16 protein-coding genes and 1 pseudogene are annotated in these 17535 nt (G+C 62.2%); 12 read left to right on the top strand and 5 right to left on the bottom strand.

What is annotated here, in order from left to right:
* Positions 1-210: 210 nt before the first annotated feature.
* From ileS to BV071_RS33100, 9 genes are all read left to right on the top strand, one after another.
* The gene (gene ileS, locus BV071_RS16360) at positions 211-2970 is read left to right on the top strand and encodes an isoleucine--tRNA ligase (protein ID WP_035609336.1); all 2760 of its coding nucleotides are present in this window, start codon (positions 211-213) and stop codon (positions 2968-2970) included.
* Positions 2963-3607, top strand: a complete 645-nt coding sequence (locus tag BV071_RS16355; protein WP_035609334.1) for a signal peptidase II — start codon at positions 2963-2965, stop codon at positions 3605-3607. Before ileS ends, BV071_RS16355 begins: the two co-directional genes overlap by 8 nt.
* Before the next feature lie 122 nt (positions 3608-3729).
* The gene (locus BV071_RS16350; protein ID WP_035609331.1) at positions 3730-4500 is read left to right on the top strand and encodes a hypothetical protein; all 771 of its coding nucleotides are present in this window, start codon (positions 3730-3732) and stop codon (positions 4498-4500) included.
* Positions 4501-4560: 60 nt separating this feature from the next.
* Positions 4561-4857, top strand: a complete 297-nt coding sequence (locus tag BV071_RS16345) for a hypothetical protein (protein ID WP_035609329.1) — start codon at positions 4561-4563, stop codon at positions 4855-4857.
* A 36-nt stretch (positions 4858-4893) separates the two neighbouring features.
* The gene (locus BV071_RS16340) at positions 4894-5100 is read left to right on the top strand and encodes a hypothetical protein (RefSeq protein ID WP_035609327.1); all 207 of its coding nucleotides are present in this window, start codon (positions 4894-4896) and stop codon (positions 5098-5100) included.
* A 44-nt stretch (positions 5101-5144) separates the two neighbouring features.
* Positions 5145-5486, top strand: a complete 342-nt coding sequence (locus BV071_RS16335; protein WP_035609324.1) for a hypothetical protein — start codon at positions 5145-5147, stop codon at positions 5484-5486.
* 92 nt (positions 5487-5578) lie between these two features.
* Positions 5579-5848 (top strand): type B 50S ribosomal protein L31, encoded by a 270-nt coding sequence (locus BV071_RS16330; protein WP_035609322.1) that lies wholly within the window; start codon positions 5579-5581, stop codon positions 5846-5848.
* Between the two features lie 136 nt (positions 5849-5984).
* Entirely contained in the window at positions 5985-6704 is a 720-nt protein-coding gene (locus BV071_RS16325) for a hypothetical protein (RefSeq protein WP_265594515.1), read from the top strand.
* A gap of 83 nt (positions 6705-6787) precedes the next feature.
* Positions 6788-7339: a hypothetical protein gene (locus BV071_RS33100; protein WP_052573442.1), complete on the top strand. Its 552-nt coding sequence runs from the start codon at positions 6788-6790 to the stop codon at positions 7337-7339.
* On the opposite strand, the gene BV071_RS16315 is transcribed toward BV071_RS33100, so the two are convergent.
* Complete coding sequence (locus tag BV071_RS16315; RefSeq protein WP_265594514.1) at positions 7306-8115, bottom strand: hypothetical protein; 810 nt, start codon at positions 8113-8115, stop codon at positions 7306-7308. The genes BV071_RS33100 and BV071_RS16315 overlap by 34 nt on opposite strands.
* Before the next feature lie 153 nt (positions 8116-8268).
* Between BV071_RS16315 and BV071_RS16310 the strand changes: the two genes are divergently transcribed.
* On the top strand, positions 8269-10047 hold the full coding sequence (locus BV071_RS16310; RefSeq protein ID WP_052573441.1) for an arylsulfatase: 1779 nt from the start codon (positions 8269-8271) through the stop codon (positions 10045-10047).
* Positions 10048-10305: 258 nt separating this feature from the next.
* Positions 10306-10584, top strand: a complete 279-nt coding sequence (locus BV071_RS35455) for a hypothetical protein (protein ID WP_265594513.1) — start codon at positions 10306-10308, stop codon at positions 10582-10584.
* Positions 10585-10600: 16 nt separating this feature from the next.
* Here BV071_RS35455 and BV071_RS16300 read toward each other — a convergent pair whose 3' ends face one another.
* Complete coding sequence (locus BV071_RS16300) at positions 10601-13099, bottom strand: Ig-like domain-containing protein (protein WP_052573440.1); 2499 nt, start codon at positions 13097-13099, stop codon at positions 10601-10603.
* Between the two features lie 171 nt (positions 13100-13270).
* Positions 13271-14011 carry a hypothetical protein gene (locus BV071_RS33095; RefSeq protein ID WP_052573439.1) on the bottom strand — a complete coding sequence of 247 codons (741 nt, stop codon included), beginning with the start codon at positions 14009-14011 and terminating at the stop codon, positions 13271-13273.
* Between the two features lie 128 nt (positions 14012-14139).
* Here BV071_RS33095 and BV071_RS16290 point away from each other — a divergent pair, with 128 nt between their 5' ends.
* Positions 14140-15432 (top strand): hypothetical protein, encoded by a 1293-nt coding sequence (locus tag BV071_RS16290; protein WP_265594512.1) that lies wholly within the window; start codon positions 14140-14142, stop codon positions 15430-15432.
* Between the two features lie 35 nt (positions 15433-15467).
* Here the strand turns inward: BV071_RS16290 and BV071_RS16285 are convergent.
* A pseudogene (locus BV071_RS16285) lies at positions 15468-16013 on the bottom strand (uracil-DNA glycosylase family protein); the annotation flags it as partial.
* 13 nt (positions 16014-16026) lie between these two features.
* Positions 16027-17502 carry a recombinase family protein gene (locus BV071_RS16280; protein ID WP_052573438.1) on the bottom strand — a complete coding sequence of 492 codons (1476 nt, stop codon included), beginning with the start codon at positions 17500-17502 and terminating at the stop codon, positions 16027-16029.
* Positions 17503-17535: the final 33 nt, after the last annotated feature.

Raw genomic sequence — 17535 nt, 5'->3', positions numbered from 1 at the left:
TAATCCTCCAAACCGAAGTGCTTCCGGCGTCACCCTCTTCGGCGGCAGCATCCTCTCCCCAATACGCTCCGATTTGTAGTTAAATAAATAATGATCAGTGATTTATGGTAGATTCCAGGCATCGCGGCCACCCTCGCAATTTCCCCCAAAACCCACCCCTCCCCCGTGATTGACCCCCCGGGGGACCCCTGCTAGCTTCCGCGCCCGCCAATGAGTTCTGAATCGCAATATAAAGACACGCTCCTGCTGCCGCAGACGAGCTTCCCCATGCGTGGGGACCTCGTTGAGAACGAGCCGAAGCGTCTGGCGATTTGGGAGAAGCAAGACCTCTATCACCGCATCCTGGAGCGTCGCCGTGCCCAGAAGGCGCCGACCTACATCCTTCACGATGGCCCGCCCTTCGCGAATGGCGACGTGCACATGGGCACCGCGCTCAACAAGGTGCTCAAGGACCTCGTGGTGAAGTCGAAGACGATGGCCGGCTTCGCCGCGCCATTCGTCCCCGGCTGGGACTGCCACGGCCTGCCGATCGAGTTCAAGGTGGTGAAGCAAGCCACCGGCCTGGAGCCCGCGGAGATCCGCCGCCGCTGCACCGAGTTCGCGGAAAAATTCATCGAGATCCAGCGCGGCTCCTTCCGTCGCTTGGGCGTCTTCGGCGATTGGTACAATCCCTACCTCACCATGGCCCCCGGCTACGAGGCGGAGATCCTGCGCGTCTTCGCCAAGCTGGTGGAGAACGGCGTGGTCTACCAATCCAAGAAACCGGTCCAGTGGTCCTACGGCGCGCACACCGCGCTGGCCGAGGCCGAGGTGGAATACCAAGACAAGGAAAGCCCCGCGATCTTCGTCAAATTCCCACTGACCCCGGAGTCTTCGTCGAAGCTCGGGATCGGCAATGCCGCCATCGCCATCTGGACCACCACTCCCTGGACCCTGCCCGCCAACCTTGGCGTCGCGGTACATCCGGAGTTCACCTACGAGGTCAGCCAGTTCGAGGGCAATGGCCGCAGCGAGATCCTCATCGTCGTGAAGGAACTCGTGGCCGAGCTCGAAGCGAAGGCTGGCATGCGCCGCATGTCCGTGCTGAAGAGCGTGAAGGGCCGCGAGCTCGAGAACCTCGAAGCCCGCCACCCCTTCCTCGACCGCACCTCGAAGATCATCCTCGGCAACTTCGTCACCACCGAGACCGGCACCGGCGCGGTCCACATCGCTCCCGGCCACGGGGCGGATGACTACGTCGCCGGCCAGCAATACGGCCTCGGCCTGCTCTCGCCGGTCGATGATGACGGCAACTTCACCGCCGAAGTCGGCCTGCCATCCTTGGTCGGCAAGCACGTCTTCAAATCGAACGAGCCGATCGTCGAGTTGCTCGAAGAGAAGGGTGTGCTTCTCGCGAAGGAAGTCTACCGCCACAGCTACCCGCATTGCTGGCGCTCCAAGACGCCGATCATCTTCCGCGCCGTGGAGCAGTTCTTCATCTCGCTGGAGACCCTGCGCGGCAAGGCCCTTTCGGAGATCGACAAGGTCGAGTGGCTGCCGGCCAACGGCCGCAACCGCATCTACGGCACCGTCGAATCCCGCCCGGATTGGTGCATCTCGCGCCAGCGCACCTGGGGCGTGCCGCTTCCGGTGTTCTTTGATGCTGACAACAAGGCGATCCTCTCCGCCGAGGTGGCCCGCAAGGTTGCTGACCTAGTGGAGACCCACGGCACCAATATCTGGTTCGAGCTCTCCGACGCCGAGCTGGCCGAAAAGCTCGGCCTGCCAGCCGGCCTGAAAAAGGGCCGCGATACCCTCGACGTCTGGATCGACTCCGGCTGCTCGCACGTCGCCGTGCTCGAAAAGCACCCGGAACTCCACGCACCTGCCGATCTCTACCTCGAAGCGACCGACCAGCACCGCGGCTGGTTCCAGAGTTCGCTGATGATGAGCGTGGCCTGGCGTGACAAGGCTCCCTACAAGACCGTGCTCACCCACGGCTTCGTGGTGGATAAGGACAAGAAGGGGAAAGGCGAAAAACTATCGAAGTCCGAGGCCGACAAGTCCGGCAAGCCGATCGACGCCGCGCACTACTACAACAAGTACGGTGCGGACATCGTGCGTCTGTGGGTTTCCTCCGTGGACTGGCAGAGTGAAGTGCCCTTCGGCGAGGATCTCTTCAAGCAAGTGGCCGAGCCCTACCGCCGCCTGCGCAATACCCTGCGCATCCTGCTCGGCAACCTCGATGGCTTCGACCCGGAGATGGACCGCGTGGCCGCCAGCCACATGCCGCTACTCGACCAGTGGATCCTCGAGCGCCTGAATGCCGTGGTCAGCGAGTGCCGCAAGGCCTACGAGACCTTCGAGTTCCGCAAGGTCTTCAACTCGCTCAACCAGTTCTGTTCCGTGGACCTCTCCGCCATCTATATCGATGCGACCAAGGACCGGATGTATTGCGACGCGAAGAACTCCGTGCGCCGCCGTGCCAGCCAGACGGCGATGTATGATGTCTTCTCCGCGATCAGTCGCCTGCTCGCGCCAATCCTCGCCTACACCGCGGACGAGGCCTGGGAGCACGCGGCCTTCACCGAAGGCAGCGTCCACGAACAGGATTTCCCCGAGGCCGATCCAGCCTTTGCCGGCGGCCAGGCCACCGCGAAGGTGAACCGCCTGCTCGAGATCAAGCGCACCGTCCAGACCGCCATCGAGGAACAGGTGAAGGCGAAGACCTTCACCAAGAACAACGAGGCCGCCGTGCAGCTCGTGGTGCCGGAGAAGGAACTCGTCTACGATCTCCTGCGCGACCGCCAGTTCACCACCGAGTTCTTCATCATCGCCGATCTCGATGTCTCCGCCGGCTCCGCGCTCTCCGCCAAAGCCACCAAGACCCATCACGAGATGTGCCCGCGCTGCCGCCGCTACGAGCCGCTCGGCAAGTCTGGCCTCTGCGCCCGTTGCGAATCCGTCGTCCAAGTCGTGTCCCATGCCTGACGCCAACGCCACCGCTGGAATGGAGACGACTCCCATTGTCGCCGGGAACAAGAAGGAATGGAGCCTGGCCTCCGTCCTCCTCGCCGTCACCCTGCCGCTCTACATTCTCGACCAGTGGTCGAAGTTCTGGATCGTCGGCCGCTTCGCCGAGCCGATGCCGGGTTCGAACGCCATCGCGCAAAAAGATGCGATCACTGTCATCCCCGAGTACTTCAATATCACCCGCGTCCACAACCAGGGCGTGGCCTTCGGCTTCGGCAATGGCAGCGACTGGGCGCCGATCGTGTTCCTGATCGTCCCGATCTTCGCCCTCTGCCTGATCACCTTGGGGCTGAAGAAGAAGTTCTTCATCGGCAACTGGGGCAAGGTCGCCGTCGGCCTGCTGCTCTGTGGGATCTTCGGCAACCTCACGGACCGTCTGGTCCAGGGGTCCAAGCTTTCCTACATGGCTGGCGAGTCCTTCTGGGAGCGCCTGAAGGCCGGCTACGTCGTGGACTTCCTCGACTTCAAGATCCCCTTGGTCAACTACCAGTGGCCCTCATTCAATGTCGCGGACTCCTGCATCTGCGTCGCGGCAGCCTTGCTTTTCTTCACCGGGCTGAAGGCGGATCTGAAGTCTGCGTCCAACAAGTCCTGAGGCCGACCTCGGGGGATTCCCGATTTGAAATCTCAAATTTGAGATCTGAAATTCGGGACTCAATTCCCGCCCCGCGCCCCAAAGGCTTGCGTCCCAGCCCACACCGGGAAAAATACCTCATCGTGAGGTTTCTCCCCGTCGCGCTCGCCTTCCTCTGGACCCTGCTTCTGGCTGCCCCGGCCTTGGCCCAAGACGAGGAGATCGTCGTCCCGCCCGCCCCGGAGAACCTCGTCCTCGACACGGGCCGTGTCTTCGCCCGCGAGCCGGAAAAGCTGAAGGCGGTCGCCGCCGCCCTCGGCGCGCTGCAAGACAAGCACGGCTACCGGCTCTACTTCGTAGTCTACGATTCACTGATCGGCCGCACGCTGGAACAGCAGGCCGCAGCCCTGCAGGCCAAATGGCTCGGGGAGCAGCCGGGCATGATCCTGGTGCTGGAGTCGGACAGCTTCAGCTGGCGCTACGGCCAGGCACCTCCAAAGGAAGAGGAGCTCGAACCGGGAAACATCGTCAAACGCAACCGGCCCACTGAGCTCAGCGTCTTTGAGCTGAAGCAGATCGAAGGCGAGCTGGAGCAATCCTTGCTCGCCGTATCCAAGGACCGCCAGGCCTTCGCCGAAACCCTCGGCACCGGTGTTGCCTCCGGTATCGGCAAGCTGCTCGACCAGCGTGCCGCCGCTCCCGCCAGCTCCAGCCGCACTCGCACCGCCCTGCTCTCGATCGGACTGATCGCCGTGGCCGGCTTGGTCTCTCTTTTGGTCGTTGCCGTGCTCAAGCGGGCGGAGGCCAAGGCACGGGAACGCTACGTCTTCCCGAAGGTCGGCGTCGCCATGCGCCTCGGCGCTCCCTATGGTGGCGGGAAGGTCAGCGCCCGCGATTTCGGCGGCCGGAGTTGAGCACGGCGGCCCTTGGAACGCCGCCTGCGAAGAGAATCGGGTAACACATCCCGAATTCTCATGACACCCATCGACCCGGTCCAAGTCATCCCCTCCACCCGCAAAGCCTCGACCGCTCCGCCCTACGTGGACGAGGACCCCAACATCTCCCTCGTGGAGCAGGGTCTGGAAGTGGCCGAGGACGAAACCCGCGACGCCGTGGCCGACGCCTATGAGGCCTCCGCCCTCCGGAATGGCAGCGAAGACGCCACCGACGCGATGAACGATATCGACTACGTGGAGGCCGAGGATAGCTCCGAAGCGCCCGAACTCGCGGCCATGCACGAGGAGAGCATCCCCCTTGAAGATGAGGACTAAGCTCCAGTTTGGCCCGGATTTTGCGGAGAGTATCCCATGAGTGCCACGCTCATCCTCTCGGTCGTACTGATCTGGGTGATGGCCTGCTCGATCTGCATGCTCTGGTTCGGCAATGCCACCCGGCACACTAATCCCGGTCACAGCGAGCCTCCGGGCCACGTGTCGCCCGCCGTATTCTGGGGCGGGGTCTTCGCTCTTTGCTCAGCGGGCTGGCTTCTGGTCCACTGGTGGGGGAGGCATTAAGCATTGGTGTTTCGTGCTTTTTGCAATTAAATTTTCCCCCGATTATGTTTGGAAACCTCAAGGATAGCTTGGCATCCAGCGCTGCGAAAAGTTTGTTGAGCGCCCGCTTGGAGCGCTACGGGCGCGTGACCGAGCTCCGGATCCGCAGTAAGGAGAAGACCCTGCTGCTCCAAGTGATGCTCGCTGGCGAGCACGACGAAGTGACCATTGAGGTCGGCCGCTACCGCATCGTCGGTCTGGCGGGGAACCACACCATCATCGTCGAGAGCGTCCGCGCCTCCCGCGAGTGGCTGCAGCTCGCCTTGGAGGATTTCGTGGTCGGGAAGCCCTTCCCGATCCCCACCGTGGCCTTGGTGGCCCTCGGCGGGGCGGACGGGCTGGCCTGAAATCGTCCTCCCGACGGCTTGACACGGGCTTTTGGCCGTGCATCCTCCCGCTCCCCGCCGCGTCGGTAACGTGTCCGGGCCCTCTTACTGTCATGAAAAAGGATCTTCATCCGAAATACAACCCGGTCGTCTTCGTTGACATGACCACGGGTGCCCGCTTCGTCAGCCGCTCCACCAAGACCTCCGACAAGAAGGAAGTCATCGATGGCGTCGAGCACTACCTCATCTCGATCGGTATCACCTCCGATTCGCACCCCTTCTTCACGGGTAAGGCGACCTTCGTCGACACCGAAGGCCGGATCGACAAATTCCAGAAGCGCTTCGGTGCGCCGGTTCGCCGCGCCGTCAAGCCGAAGGCTTAAGCCGCCCTCGCGTAGTTTTTCCAAGCGCCCGACCGCAGCCAGTCTGCGGCCGGGCGTTTTCTTTTCCCCTTCCTGCGAATTCCGTAACTCCGCGTGAATTGACCCGGTAGCCGCTTTGCGCTACTCGCTGGATCTTATGAGAATCCTCCTCTCCTCCCTGCTCTTTCTCACCGCCGCTTGGGCCGCTGCCGTGGAACCGGCGAAGCTACCCTTGGAAGTCGGCACCCTCACTCTCCGTGGTGGCAAGGTTTACGAGGGCGTGACCATCACCGGTCAGGATGCCGTGGGCATCAAGATCACCCACTCCGGTGGCACCGCCCGTGTGCCTTTTGAGAATCTCCCCCAAGCAATCGCCGACCGCTTCCCCCACGGCACTGCCGAGGATGCCGAGAAGCAAAAGGAAGCCGAGGCCAAGGCCGATGATGCCCATCGCCGTACGACTCCTGACAAGGCTCCCGATGCCAATGGGGACGGCACTGCAGATTCCGACAATGACAAACCCTTGGAGAAGGCTCCCGAGCTGAAAGGGGACAACCAAGCCAAGATCGCCTCCCTCAAAGCCTACATCCAGCGTATGGAGCGTGGCATCACCGATGCCCGCAACGAGATCCAGAAGTCGCAGGAGCGTGCCAGCAAGCTCCGCTCCGATGCCGAGGTCATCGTGACCGTCACCGATAGCACGGGCCGCTCGACTACATCGACGAATACCAACCGCTCCAAGCTCAACAAGGCGGAGTACTACGACAAGCGGGCCAAACGCTTCCAGGACCAGATCCGCCAAGCCGAGCTCCTGATCCAGGGCACCCGCAGCCAGATCGCGATTCTGGAACGTGCCGATCGCGACGCCAGGAAGTGAGCCGCTCGCAGTGCTGTGGGAAGAATCCGTGAAGTTCCCGGTTTCGCTCGCCCTTGAAAGGAAAAGCCTGAGACTGGGGCCCGATGCCGGGTTCTCCGAATGTCTCGCTGCTCAATGAGAAGCGCTCCGTGACTTACACCATCGTGTTCGGCATCTGGGCGGAGGTCTTCCTCTACTGCGTGCTCCACGACCAGTACATGGTCCGCATCGCACCAGAGCACTTCACCGTGTATCACGACCCGCTCTGGGGGATTGAAAACCCCAGCCTGCTCGCAGTCGCATGGGCTTTCCGCGCCTCGATGCCCGGCCTGGGTCTCGGCCTCTGTGCCCTTTTCCTCGGTCGCGTGGGCAGCAAGCCGAAGCTCGCTCCGGCCACCATGCTCAAAATGCTCCCTTGGCTGATCCTCGTCACCGAACTCTCCGGGCTGGCCACGGGCGCATGGGTCTGGCGCACCGAAAAGCCCCTCTACCCGGAGGATGTCTATCCGGATGGCACCCTGCCGATCATGATCACCCAGACGATTCAGGTCACTTGCTACCTCGTCAGCGCGATCGTTTCCGTCGTCTTCCTCGTCTGGATCTTCCGGAAGCGTGCACGGCTTCAGGGCGCTGGCTTCGACCAGGTCGCCAAGTGAATTCTGCGTCGCGTCTTGTGCACAGCCGGCTCGAAGTCCAGCCAGGTCATCTTCAACTCCGTGGGCGAGACCACCGTCCACTCCGCTTTGTTCGGTGAGCACCACGAGCCGTCTTGCGCGCGCGGGCGGTTCTTCTGGGGCCCGTCTTCAAAGGCTAGGTCATTCACCGTCCAGCCCTCGAGCTTCACGCTGAACTCCGCCTTGCCGATCGTGTCTTTCCACACCGCACCGGTGAAGGTGGTGTAGGAGAAGGTCTTGCTCTGCATCACGTTGCCGCCGTTGTCCGCGGTGTAACGGCGCTCGATGATCACATCCTTTCCCTGCGGGAAGACCACCTCCACGGTGAAGAAATCCGCGCGGGTGATCTTGTCTTGCTCGACCAGTTCCTTCGGCGGCTCGCCCAAGCCGCTGCGCGGCGTCTCATAATCCGGCGTGTAAAACCAGCCGCGCTGCTTCTTGGCTTCCACCTTCTCGCCATTGATGAAGGTCTCTAGCTTCGTGATCGTGCCTGTGTCCGTCTCGGTATCGATGAAGTCAGGGAAGCCCACCACCTGCTTGGCATCGCCCTCCGCTTTGCCGCTGCGGAATACGAAGCGGCAAGCCACCTCCGACTGTGTCTTGCCGAAGTGGATCTCGATCTTCTCCTCCACCATCCGGATCACGGACTCCTCGCCCTTGAACTCGCCCAGCGGTGCAGGCCCATACTCGCCGGAGTTGATGCCCGTGTCATTGCCGAGCGCGCTCGCCACCAGGCCCAGCCACAAGAGAAATCTCATGGCACAAGCTGAAGCCGGGCTTGCTCCAATGCAAGACGACTCCAACGGTAGCGGGATGGCGACGCGCCCATCCGCGGTTTTGAAAACTCAAACCTGCACCTTCCAGCGATCCTAGGGAACACTCCGCTCCTCGGCAAAACTCTTCTCTTGTCCATGTTCACCACGCTCCGCCACCGGCTCTCCGTCCGCTTCGGGATCATCATCTTGCCAGCGCTGCTCACGGCCGGGCCGGCCCTTGCCGAGGAAACCGCCCCCAAGCCCGCGCGCCCCAACGTCATCGTCATCCTCGCCGATGACCTCGGCTGGTCCGACCTCGGCTGCTACGGCAGCGAGATCCCGACGCCGAATCTCGATGCCTTGGCCGCCGGTGGGGTGCGCTTCCGCCAGTTCTACAACAGCGCGCGTTGCAGCCCGACCCGTTGCTCCCTGCTTACCGGGCTCTACCCGCAGCAGGCCGCGGTCAAGCCCGCTGCACCTCTGCCGAACCTGCGCAACGACAACAACATCACCTTCGCCGAACTCCTGAAGTCCGAGGGTTATCGTACTTACATGGCCGGCAAGTGGCACCTCGGCAATGGCGAGCTGCTGCCGGAGAACCGCGGCTTCGACCACGCCTTCCGCTTCGCCAATGGCGGTGCCCACAGCACCGACAACTGGAGGCAGGAAAACTACACCCTGGTCTCGAAGAACCAGGAAATCGCCTTCCGCGACTACAAGAAGGACGGCGGCACTTTTTATCAGAGCGATGCCATCGGCGACTACGCCACGGACTTCATCAAGCATAGCACCGCCAAGCACGATGGCACGCCCTTCGCGATCTACATTGCCTTCGGTGCCCCGCACTTCCCGATCCAGGCTCCGGCCGCCCTCGCGGATACCTTCATGCCGATCTACAGCAAGGGCTGGGACCTTCTCCAGCGCGAGCGCTACGAGCGCCAGCTTGCCTCGGGCGTGATCGACAAGCGCTACCCCATGCCCAGCCGCGGCGGTGCCGGTCCGAAGGGCGGCGAGCAGCCCGAGATCCCCGCATGGACCAGCCTGCCCGCCGAGCGCCGCAACGATATGACCCGCCGCATGGCACTCTATGCCGCCATGATCAAGAAGCTCGATGACAACGTCGGCAAGGTCGTCGCGCAACTCCGCGAAACCAAGCAGTTCGACAACACGCTCATCTTCTTCATGTCCGACAATGGCGCCAACTACGAGGGCGGCGTCTTCGGTGCCACCCGCCCGCCGGGCAGGCCGGGCGCTGCGGGCAAGAAGAAGCAACAAGCGCAGGCGCAAGCCGAGCCGCAAGCGAAGCCAAGACCCGCCGCCCGCCCGCTCGAGAAGATGGGGCAGCCCGGCCAGAACGATGACATCAGCATCGGTGGTGCCTGGGCCCACCTCGGCAATACCCCGCTGAAGTACTTCAAGCACTTCACCCACGAAGGCGGCATCCGCGCGCCCCTCATCGTCCACTGGCCCGCCGGCGTCCAAGCCCACGGCGCATGGGTCGAGACGCCTTCCCATCTCGTCGATGTGATGAAGACCATCACCGACGTCACCGGCGCCAAGTATCCTGCTACCTACAAGGACCATCCCGTCCTCCCCGCGGAAGGCATCAGCCTCATCCCCGCCATCCGCAAGGAGCCCGTCGCGGAGCGTCCCATCTTCGTCGAGCACGAGTCGAACCGCATGATCCGCAAGGGCAAGTGGAAGCTCGTTACCGAGAACTTCAACGCCCTCGACAAGGAGTTCAAGGGCCAGCAGACCCTCCTCTACGACATGGAAGCGGATCCAGGTGAAGCCACCGACCTCGCCGCCAAGAATCCCGACAAGGTCAAGGAACTCACCGCCGAGTGGAACACCTGGAGCAAGCGCGTCGGCCTCCCGCCAGCCCGCCTCATCGGCTCCACCCCAGAGTCAGGCACCGCCGAGGAAGACGATTGAGCGAGGGGTCGGCCGCCACGTGCAGTCTTGTCGATTTCTCCAAATAAGCCCGACAAGCGCCACTCGCCGCGGGGTTCTTTTGTATCCCCACCGGGATACAAAAGCATGCAAGCCTCAGCGAAAGTCCGGAACAGCCTCCCCAAGATCTTCCTGATCTCTCTCCTCACTTGCTCCCTTGCCCGGGAGACGCCGGCACCTGAATCAGATGAAGCGCGCCTGGCCTCCTTTGAATGGAAACCAAATACGGAGGCCAAGCCGGTGTTATCCGGCCAAGCACCCGGCATTGATCAGATCCGAACCGCAGTCGACCGCTATCTCAGGGCTCACCATCTGGCCGACTTCGAACTGTCGGACATCCATTTCTTCGCGATGGGCTACAACGATTTCTGGGCGATCCGCTTGGACTTCGATCTGCTCGTTGATGGCCCTCCCAGCGGCAAGCTGGTGCTCTACTCGGACTTCCAACTCAAACTCTACACGGAAGAGGAGTTCGCAAAGCTCAAGCAATCCGTGCGGACACCATTGCGCGACCGGTGATCCACCCCGCGCGACTTCACGGCGGCACGCAGCGATAAAAGCGCTGTTTCGGCAAGGGCGCCGGATCCGTGAAGCTGAATCCCCCCGCGCCATTGGCGGTCACATTCACACGATTCACCCACGAACCCGCTGCCAGCGTATCCGATGACTGGATCCGGTAAGTCATGCCCGGGATCCCGTTGAAGGAAGCCTTCGTCACGCCACCCGTCAGCATCTCGATGTTCGCGCTCTCATGCCCGGGGACCACGATCACGGTCACGATTCCCGTGTCGCTGCCGCCATGGCCATCGCTGATGTTGTAGGTGAAGCTATCCCCGCCCAGGTATCCCGCAGCTGGCGTGTAAGTGACCATGTCGCCCGAGAGGCTCACCACCCCGTTCGATGCACCGCCGACGGAGAGCAACACCAGGCTGTCGCCATCCACATCGCTATCATTGCCGAGCAAAGCCGCGACCTTTGCATTCGTCGGCTGAGTCGCATAGCGCATCATGATGTCATCCCCAGTCACCGGATTGTCATTCACCGCATTGACTGTGATGTCCACCTTGTCGCTGTCGGTTTGCGCGCCGGGGCTGCCGGTGTTCCCGTCATCATTGGTCGTGATCAGCAGCGCGTCGCTGCCCGCAAAATTCGGGCTCGGCGTGTAGACCACATTGTTCGCCGCCGCCAGTGTGGTGTTGATCTGCGCGATGGTGCCAGTTAGCGTGACGCTAGCCTTGCCGCTGTCATTCACCACAGCCCCGCCCGCCGAAGCAATCGTCAGGGTCCCGTGATCGACCGAAAGCACGCATCTCAATTGGCTGCTTGGGGCAGCGTCCACATCGCCGATCGAGAAACCCGCGATCGCCAGGCTGCTATCCTCATTCAGAACCTTGTTCGCCGGCTTCACGTTCACCGGCGCATCGTTCACCGGATCGATCACCACCGTGCTGCTGCGGAGATTGGTCGCAGCCGCGTTCAAGCTCATCGCCGGATTCCCCGCCGCGCCATCATTGATCTGCCAGGTGACCGTGCGGCTGACATTGTTCCCGAAATTCGTCGGGTTATCCCCGAGCGACGAAATCAGCACCTCCCCCAGTACCTGCTGGTAGTGGGCGAAGGTATCGTAGCCCGTGAGCGTCAGCTTCTGATTGCCGCCACCATCCGTCGTTCGGCTCACCGCGATGCTCGTGCCACTCACTACACCACTGATCCGGTGAACGGCCCCATCGCTCACGAAGAGATCATCCCCGCTGCCCGCGAAGCTGCCAGTGATCGTCACCGTCGCACTCGCCAGCGCAACACCATCGATATCCGCGATCACCGGCTCCGTCGCCAATAGCACCACCGGGCTGCCTTGCTCCACCACATGGCTGGCCGTGGCAGTCATCGTAAAGGTCGCCAAGGTATCAAAGGCCATCCCCTGGATATTCGCGGCCGCACTGTCAAATGCCGGGCTCGGCGTGATCGTCCTCACCAGCGTTGCCGCATTGCCCGTCGCATCGAGCTGGAAGACATAGATCACATCGTCCGTGCTGATCGCGTCGCTCTCCTCGGACTCGATGTAAAGCTGGCGCAGCCCCTGATCGAAAATCATGTCGCCCGGATAGATGTGCGCGCCCGCCGGCAGCCCGCTCAGCGTCACCTCCGTCGCGGTGGCATTGGCCGCCCCCTGCGCCACCACCCAAAGCTTGTTCAGCGCTGCATTGTATCCCGATGGCGCCCCGAAGGGATGCTGCGACTCCGTCGTGAAGTAGACTTTGTCGGTCGCCGGATCCACCTCCACATCCATGATATAGCCACCCGAGCCCGAGTCCGGGAACTGCGTCGAGCTGACCATCTGCGTGACCGCCGCCGTGCTCAGATTGATCCGGTAAATCCCCATCTCAGGGATCCCGGGCAGCAGCTCGGTAAAGTAGAGCGTATTCGTCGATAGATCGAGATCGAAGTCCCGCACGTCTAACAGATCAAGTCCGCCATTCGCGATCGGCTTCGTGCCATCCGCATCCGCGCGGATCAGGAAGCCCAGGTCAGTGATCGCACCCGTCGTCGTGTTGTAACTATACACACGGATCCCCGTGTTGCTCGCCGTTCCATTCCCATCCTGCCAGGTCGTATAGATCTTCTTGTTGATCGGATCCACGTGCAGCGCATCCACGATGAGGGAAGAGGGAAAGGTCACCACCACCGCCGGAGCCGCCGCCCCGCCGATCGGCCCCCGCAGCAGGCTCGCATGGTCGTGGAGGGAGCTACTCACGATCGCGAAATAGAAACCCGCCGCCGTATCCAGCCCCACATCCTGCGGGAAGGCGCTCACCAGATCCACCGTCGGACTATTGTCCGTATTCACCGTCTGCGCCCCGCCATCATTGTTCGCATAGGCGATCCGCGCATCCGTCGGATTGCCTTCCCCCGCCCACCAGAATTGCCCCGTGATTGCCGCACCCAGCGGCATCGCCGACAGCACCCAGGCAGCAAACAAAACGCGCAAGCATCGCCGCGCACTCAAGCGCAGGCCCGGGGCACTGGTCTTCATCAGCAGAGGAGAGGTGGGTGAATGACAGCAGGGCAGAAGCAGCTAAACCGCCCGATCGGAAACAATCCTCAGGGGATGCCTAGCATCCTACAGCTACCACAAATCGAATCTCGAACGCAAGATCCCCCGCCCATCCCTCCCGGTTGTAGCCGCGCCCGCCAGCCACAGCCCTCAAAACGTGAACTGCAGCCCCAAATAAGAGCTCAGCTCCGCCATCGGCTCATCCCCCTCAATCAAACCCCGCCCGATCGCCCCGATCAACGCGACATGCTCGCAGGCCTGCCAATGAAACCCCACGTTGAGCAATAGCTCGGGATTCTCGAAGCCATGCGCGGATTGCCCAAACAGCTCCGCCAGCACCGCGAAGGACTCGCTGACCTCATGCTCCATCGCCAGACCGCAGAAGGCACCGCTGTCGCCATCATCCGTCCAGGCCCCACCGAGCTCACCGAAGACCTCCGTCTCCTCCGTGAACTCATGCGAAAACTCCACCGGCAGCACAAACTCCACACCACCATCCACCAGCCCCCGCCGCACCGTGTGATCGGAGCTGTTGAAGGCCAGCTGCGGATAGGTCGAGATCGCGATCGCATCATTCTCGAAGAACCGCCACTTCACCCCCAGCTCCGAGTTGCCGATCCCGCTCTGGTCCGGCCCATCCTTCTCCATCTCCACCAGATAGGGCAGCTCAAACTTGAGCTGCACCGTATCCCGGAACCCATAATTGAAATCCAGCAAAGGCGTCTCCAGCGACCAATCCCGCCCACGCTTGTCCGCCGTCACCGCCACATTGATCTCCCAGTCACCCCGCTTCGGCGTATCCGGATCATCTGTCACCAGCGGCGGCCCCGCCTGCGCCACGCAGAGACCAAGCAACAGTGCCGGCAGGATCAGGGAGTTCGCTTGTCGCATGGGAGAAATCCGGCCCCCGCTTAACCAGCCGCCGCGGAGAATTCGATCAGAATTTTCCGCACCATCTCCCGGTGCCGCCATCCATCAATTGGACAAACGCCACCAAAACCGCTAGCTCCTCGGAATTCATGAAATCCGCCCCGCTCCATCGCCTGGCCGCCCTTGCCTTGCGGCCGCGTGTGAGCTGCGTGGCACTTGGCCTTCTCCTCTCGCTTCACTCGCTCTCATGCGACCGCAGCGCGAAAGCCCAGGTCGATTCCAAACCAAGCCACGCCTCCACCCAAGAGTCCCGCCTGCGATCCGCGCAAGAGTCCAGCAACGGCAAGGAGACCGTCTTGAAAACGCTCAAGCGCAGCGGCTCGGGAAAAGCATTCCCCCAATTGGCCTCCGACATCAGACAGATGCTGAAGTCGGGCAACCGCGCTGCGTTCGATGAACTCATCGGAAGCCTCAGCGAATTGGAGGCCTGGGACCACAACTTCGGAATCGAGATCATGCGCGACCTCGATCCCAGCCTCGCACCCTTGGCCATGGAATGGCTCTCCAGCATCCCCGATCCCACACTCCGCTACCACACGAAGTCTGGCGCACTCGGACAGTGGATCGCGCGCGATCCTCTCCCAGCCCTGAAGCTCCTCGCCTCCTTGGACGACAGCGAAAAGACCGCAGCCGACCCGAGCATCCAGGGAGAGGTCAAGCCGGTCACATCATTCGAGCGCCAGGTCTGGAGCAGCGTCGGCACCGCGATCGGTGACCCCACCATGGACCCCGCGACGAAGGACAGCATCCTGAAAGCCGTGGCCGGACTCTCCCCGGAGATGCTCGAAGCCTATCGCTTCGGAGTGGCAGGCAGCGCTGTCCGCTCGGTTCGCAAGGAAATGCCGGTCAACTACGCAGAGCTCACCCAGGGGCTCGATACCAAAGGCGTCGCGCTGCTCGTCGCGGACATGGCCGTGGAATCCTCCGGCATCTACAAACATCCCTCCTCCGTCAGAGAGCTGCTCGGCTACATGGACTCCCTCGATGCAGACCTTGCGGGCACCTACGCGCAGGTCGGAGCAGCTTTCGATTTCGACTCCTTCCCTGCAGAGCTGTTAGAAAAGGAAGACCTCTCCGGAGAGGCCAGGGCGGCATTGGTGAAAGGCTGGTCCGGCCAGAGACCCGAAGATGCGGTCAAGCTCCTCGCCGGGAAGTATCCGGACCTCTTGGCGCCTGCTTTCAAAGGCTGGCTCGAAAAGGACCGCCAAGCCGCGGAAACCTGGCTCCGTGGCTCTGAACCCGGCACGACCAAGACCACTGGCGTGAAGCAAATCTGCGACTTCCTCGTGAAGACCGGCCAGACCGATGAACTGGCCAATTGGATCGACCTCCTGCCCGCAGCCGACCGCGCATCCTACCAGGACGCTCCGGGACCCAGATAGGAATCGAAGCGCTCTCCAGCGCTGCCTCTAACACCTCACGCCCACACTCCCTGCGCCAGCAGCTGCTTTGTCGCCGCCTCCGCCCAGCCGCGGTTCGCCGCGGGCGATGCCGGTGAGGGGTGCAGCACCCGCCCCAGCTTTGCATTGCTTCCCGTCATCGCCGCCGCCGCCTTCAGCTTCTCCTCCGCATAGCCGCCCACCCCGATCAGCCACTCCGGCTTCAGCTCCGCGATCGATTCCGCCAGATGCTCCAGGCAGGCCTCATCCACCGCCACCATCTCCGCGGCCGCCATCTTGTCCGGCGTCAGATTCGCACCCGTCTCGCTCATCCACACCAGCGGGCAATAGTTCAGCACAAAGTGCTCCTTGAAGAACGCCTCCGCCTTCCCGAAGCGCTCCGCGAAGAGCCCCCACAGCCGCCGCCCGCTCACCTCCGACTTCGTACAGGCGAAGCCCGTCACCGGTCGCTTCGGGTGCTCCATCGCCGGCTTCCCCACCGCGGATGAAATCCCCATCCAGTCCCGCACCGCCGCCACCTCGCCGAAGGGCACCCCCGTCTGCGCCATCCCGAATGGCCCGGGTTACGGTCCTTTTTTAACAGTTTCCCAAAGGGGGGAGTGGGGGGAAGTAGAACATCTTGAACTTGATTTCCCCCTTACCGACCACGATCTCACGGGTGATTGCCTCTACGACCTTTCGCTTCTCCGGTTTCGAGAGACGCGGCCATTTCGAGGATAGGTCACGGGTTTCGCTTAGAATGTGGTCAGCGTTCAAAGCCTCGATCTTGAGCAGGTCGACCTCGCCCTCGATGGTGGCCAGTTCCTCGCCAATCTGCTTCCGGCGCTGTTCGAGCGGTGAGAATCGGTCCTCAAACGAATCGCCCGTCAGCACCCCCTTGCGGTGCAGTTCGATAAGACCGTCCGCCTCGCTCACGACGCGCTTGTGCTCCTTCCGGAGCGTGGCAAGCAATTGTTCCTTCTCCTTTCGGGTCTCGTCGGCCCGCTTCAGGTAGTTCTCCACCTGTTCGCGGGTATGGAGAAAGCGGGTAAGCTCGCCGCGATAGAGCCGTTCGAGGTCCTCGACCCCGATTTTGACCCGGCAGCCTTTGCGGGCGCACGCGTAGTAAGGACTGTTGCTCCGCACATATAGCTTGTTGCCGCATTGGCACTTCGCCATGCCGGTGAAGATGTGAACCGGTTTGCGGCCCGCACGACGTGCCGGCCGGGCATTCTCTTCGACGATGCGTGCGCATTCGTTCCAGAGTTCCTCGCTGACGATCGGCTCAACCTGGACCTGAACCCATTCCGAACGGTTTTTGATCTCCACCTTCTTTCCGTTCGCCGACAGCTTGGTGTAGTTGGCGACCCGAACACCCTTTGCGGTCGTGTCGTTCAAAAGCCGCAACACGGTGGTCTTCGAAAACAGCGACCCATTTCTGGTCCTGTAGCCCGCTTCGTTCAGCAGGTTCGCGACGGTGCGGAGGCGACGATGCTCCACGAACAGTTCGTGGAGTCGGCGGCGAATGGGCGCTTCGTCCGGGTCCGGAACCAGCTCCTTTCCCTCCCACCGATAGCCGAAGCTAGCTTGGCCACCCAAGGGCTTCCCGAGTTTGGCGCGAATGGGGACAGACGCGGCAACGCGGTCGGAGATCTCTTCTCGTTCCCATTGCGCCATGGCAGCGAGCAGCGTGTAGAAAAACCGGCCCGCTGGTGTCGAAGTGTCGATGGCTTCCTGTAGGCTCACCAAGCCCGCGTCGTGCTCCTGGAAGATATCGGCGAACTCCAAAAGCTCTTTCGTATTACGGGCGAGGCGGGCGAGCTTCGAGAATATCAGGGCTTGGATGTGACCGCTACGCAGGTCATTCAGCATTCGCTTCGCCTCAGGATGGTCCTTCACGGATTTTCCGCTGACGGCTTCCAGCCGGTAGGTCTTGGCAACTACCCAATCGCGCGACTCGGCGTAGGCCTTGGCCCGTCGTTCGTGGTGTTCCGGGCTGTCGCCTTGAGCTTGGTCCTCGGTGGAGACTCGAATCCAAATGCCGACACGCAGGGCTTTGGAAGATGTTGGCATTCTTACGGTTTGCCTTCAAAATCAGAGTTACGC

It is taken from the genome of Haloferula sp. BvORR071, from assembly GCF_000739615.1.
In the GTDB taxonomy this organism is placed as follows: domain Bacteria; phylum Verrucomicrobiota; class Verrucomicrobiia; order Verrucomicrobiales; family Akkermansiaceae; genus Haloferula.
This window is presented reverse-complemented; position numbering and strand designations above follow the sequence as displayed.

Bases quoted from the DNA above. Each gene is read 5' to 3' on its own strand.
- BV071_RS16310 (WP_052573441.1), top strand. From the start codon at position 8,269: ATGTTCACCACGCTCCGCCACCGGCTCTCCGTCCGCTTCGGGATCATC.
- BV071_RS16280 (WP_052573438.1), bottom strand. From the start codon at position 17,502: ATGCCAACATCTTCCAAAGCCCTGCGTGTCGGCATTTGGATTCGAGTC.
- BV071_RS16330 (WP_035609322.1), top strand. From the start codon at position 5,579: ATGAAAAAGGATCTTCATCCGAAATACAACCCGGTCGTCTTCGTTGAC.
- BV071_RS16300 (WP_052573440.1), bottom strand. From the start codon at position 13,099: ATGAAGACCAGTGCCCCGGGCCTGCGCTTGAGTGCGCGGCGATGCTTG.
- BV071_RS33100 (WP_052573442.1), top strand. From the start codon at position 6,788: ATGCCGGGTTCTCCGAATGTCTCGCTGCTCAATGAGAAGCGCTCCGTG.
- BV071_RS16335 (WP_035609324.1), top strand. From the start codon at position 5,145: ATGTTTGGAAACCTCAAGGATAGCTTGGCATCCAGCGCTGCGAAAAGT.
- BV071_RS16290 (WP_265594512.1), top strand. From the start codon at position 14,140: ATGAAATCCGCCCCGCTCCATCGCCTGGCCGCCCTTGCCTTGCGGCCG.
- BV071_RS16345 (WP_035609329.1), top strand. From the start codon at position 4,561: ATGACACCCATCGACCCGGTCCAAGTCATCCCCTCCACCCGCAAAGCC.
- BV071_RS16325 (WP_265594515.1), top strand. From the start codon at position 5,985: ATGAGAATCCTCCTCTCCTCCCTGCTCTTTCTCACCGCCGCTTGGGCC.
- BV071_RS16315 (WP_265594514.1), bottom strand. From the start codon at position 8,115: ATGAGATTTCTCTTGTGGCTGGGCCTGGTGGCGAGCGCGCTCGGCAAT.
- BV071_RS16355 (WP_035609334.1), top strand. From the start codon at position 2,963: ATGCCTGACGCCAACGCCACCGCTGGAATGGAGACGACTCCCATTGTC.
- BV071_RS33095 (WP_052573439.1), bottom strand. From the start codon at position 14,011: ATGCGACAAGCGAACTCCCTGATCCTGCCGGCACTGTTGCTTGGTCTC.
- BV071_RS16340 (WP_035609327.1), top strand. From the start codon at position 4,894: ATGAGTGCCACGCTCATCCTCTCGGTCGTACTGATCTGGGTGATGGCC.
- ileS (WP_035609336.1), top strand. From the start codon at position 211: ATGAGTTCTGAATCGCAATATAAAGACACGCTCCTGCTGCCGCAGACG.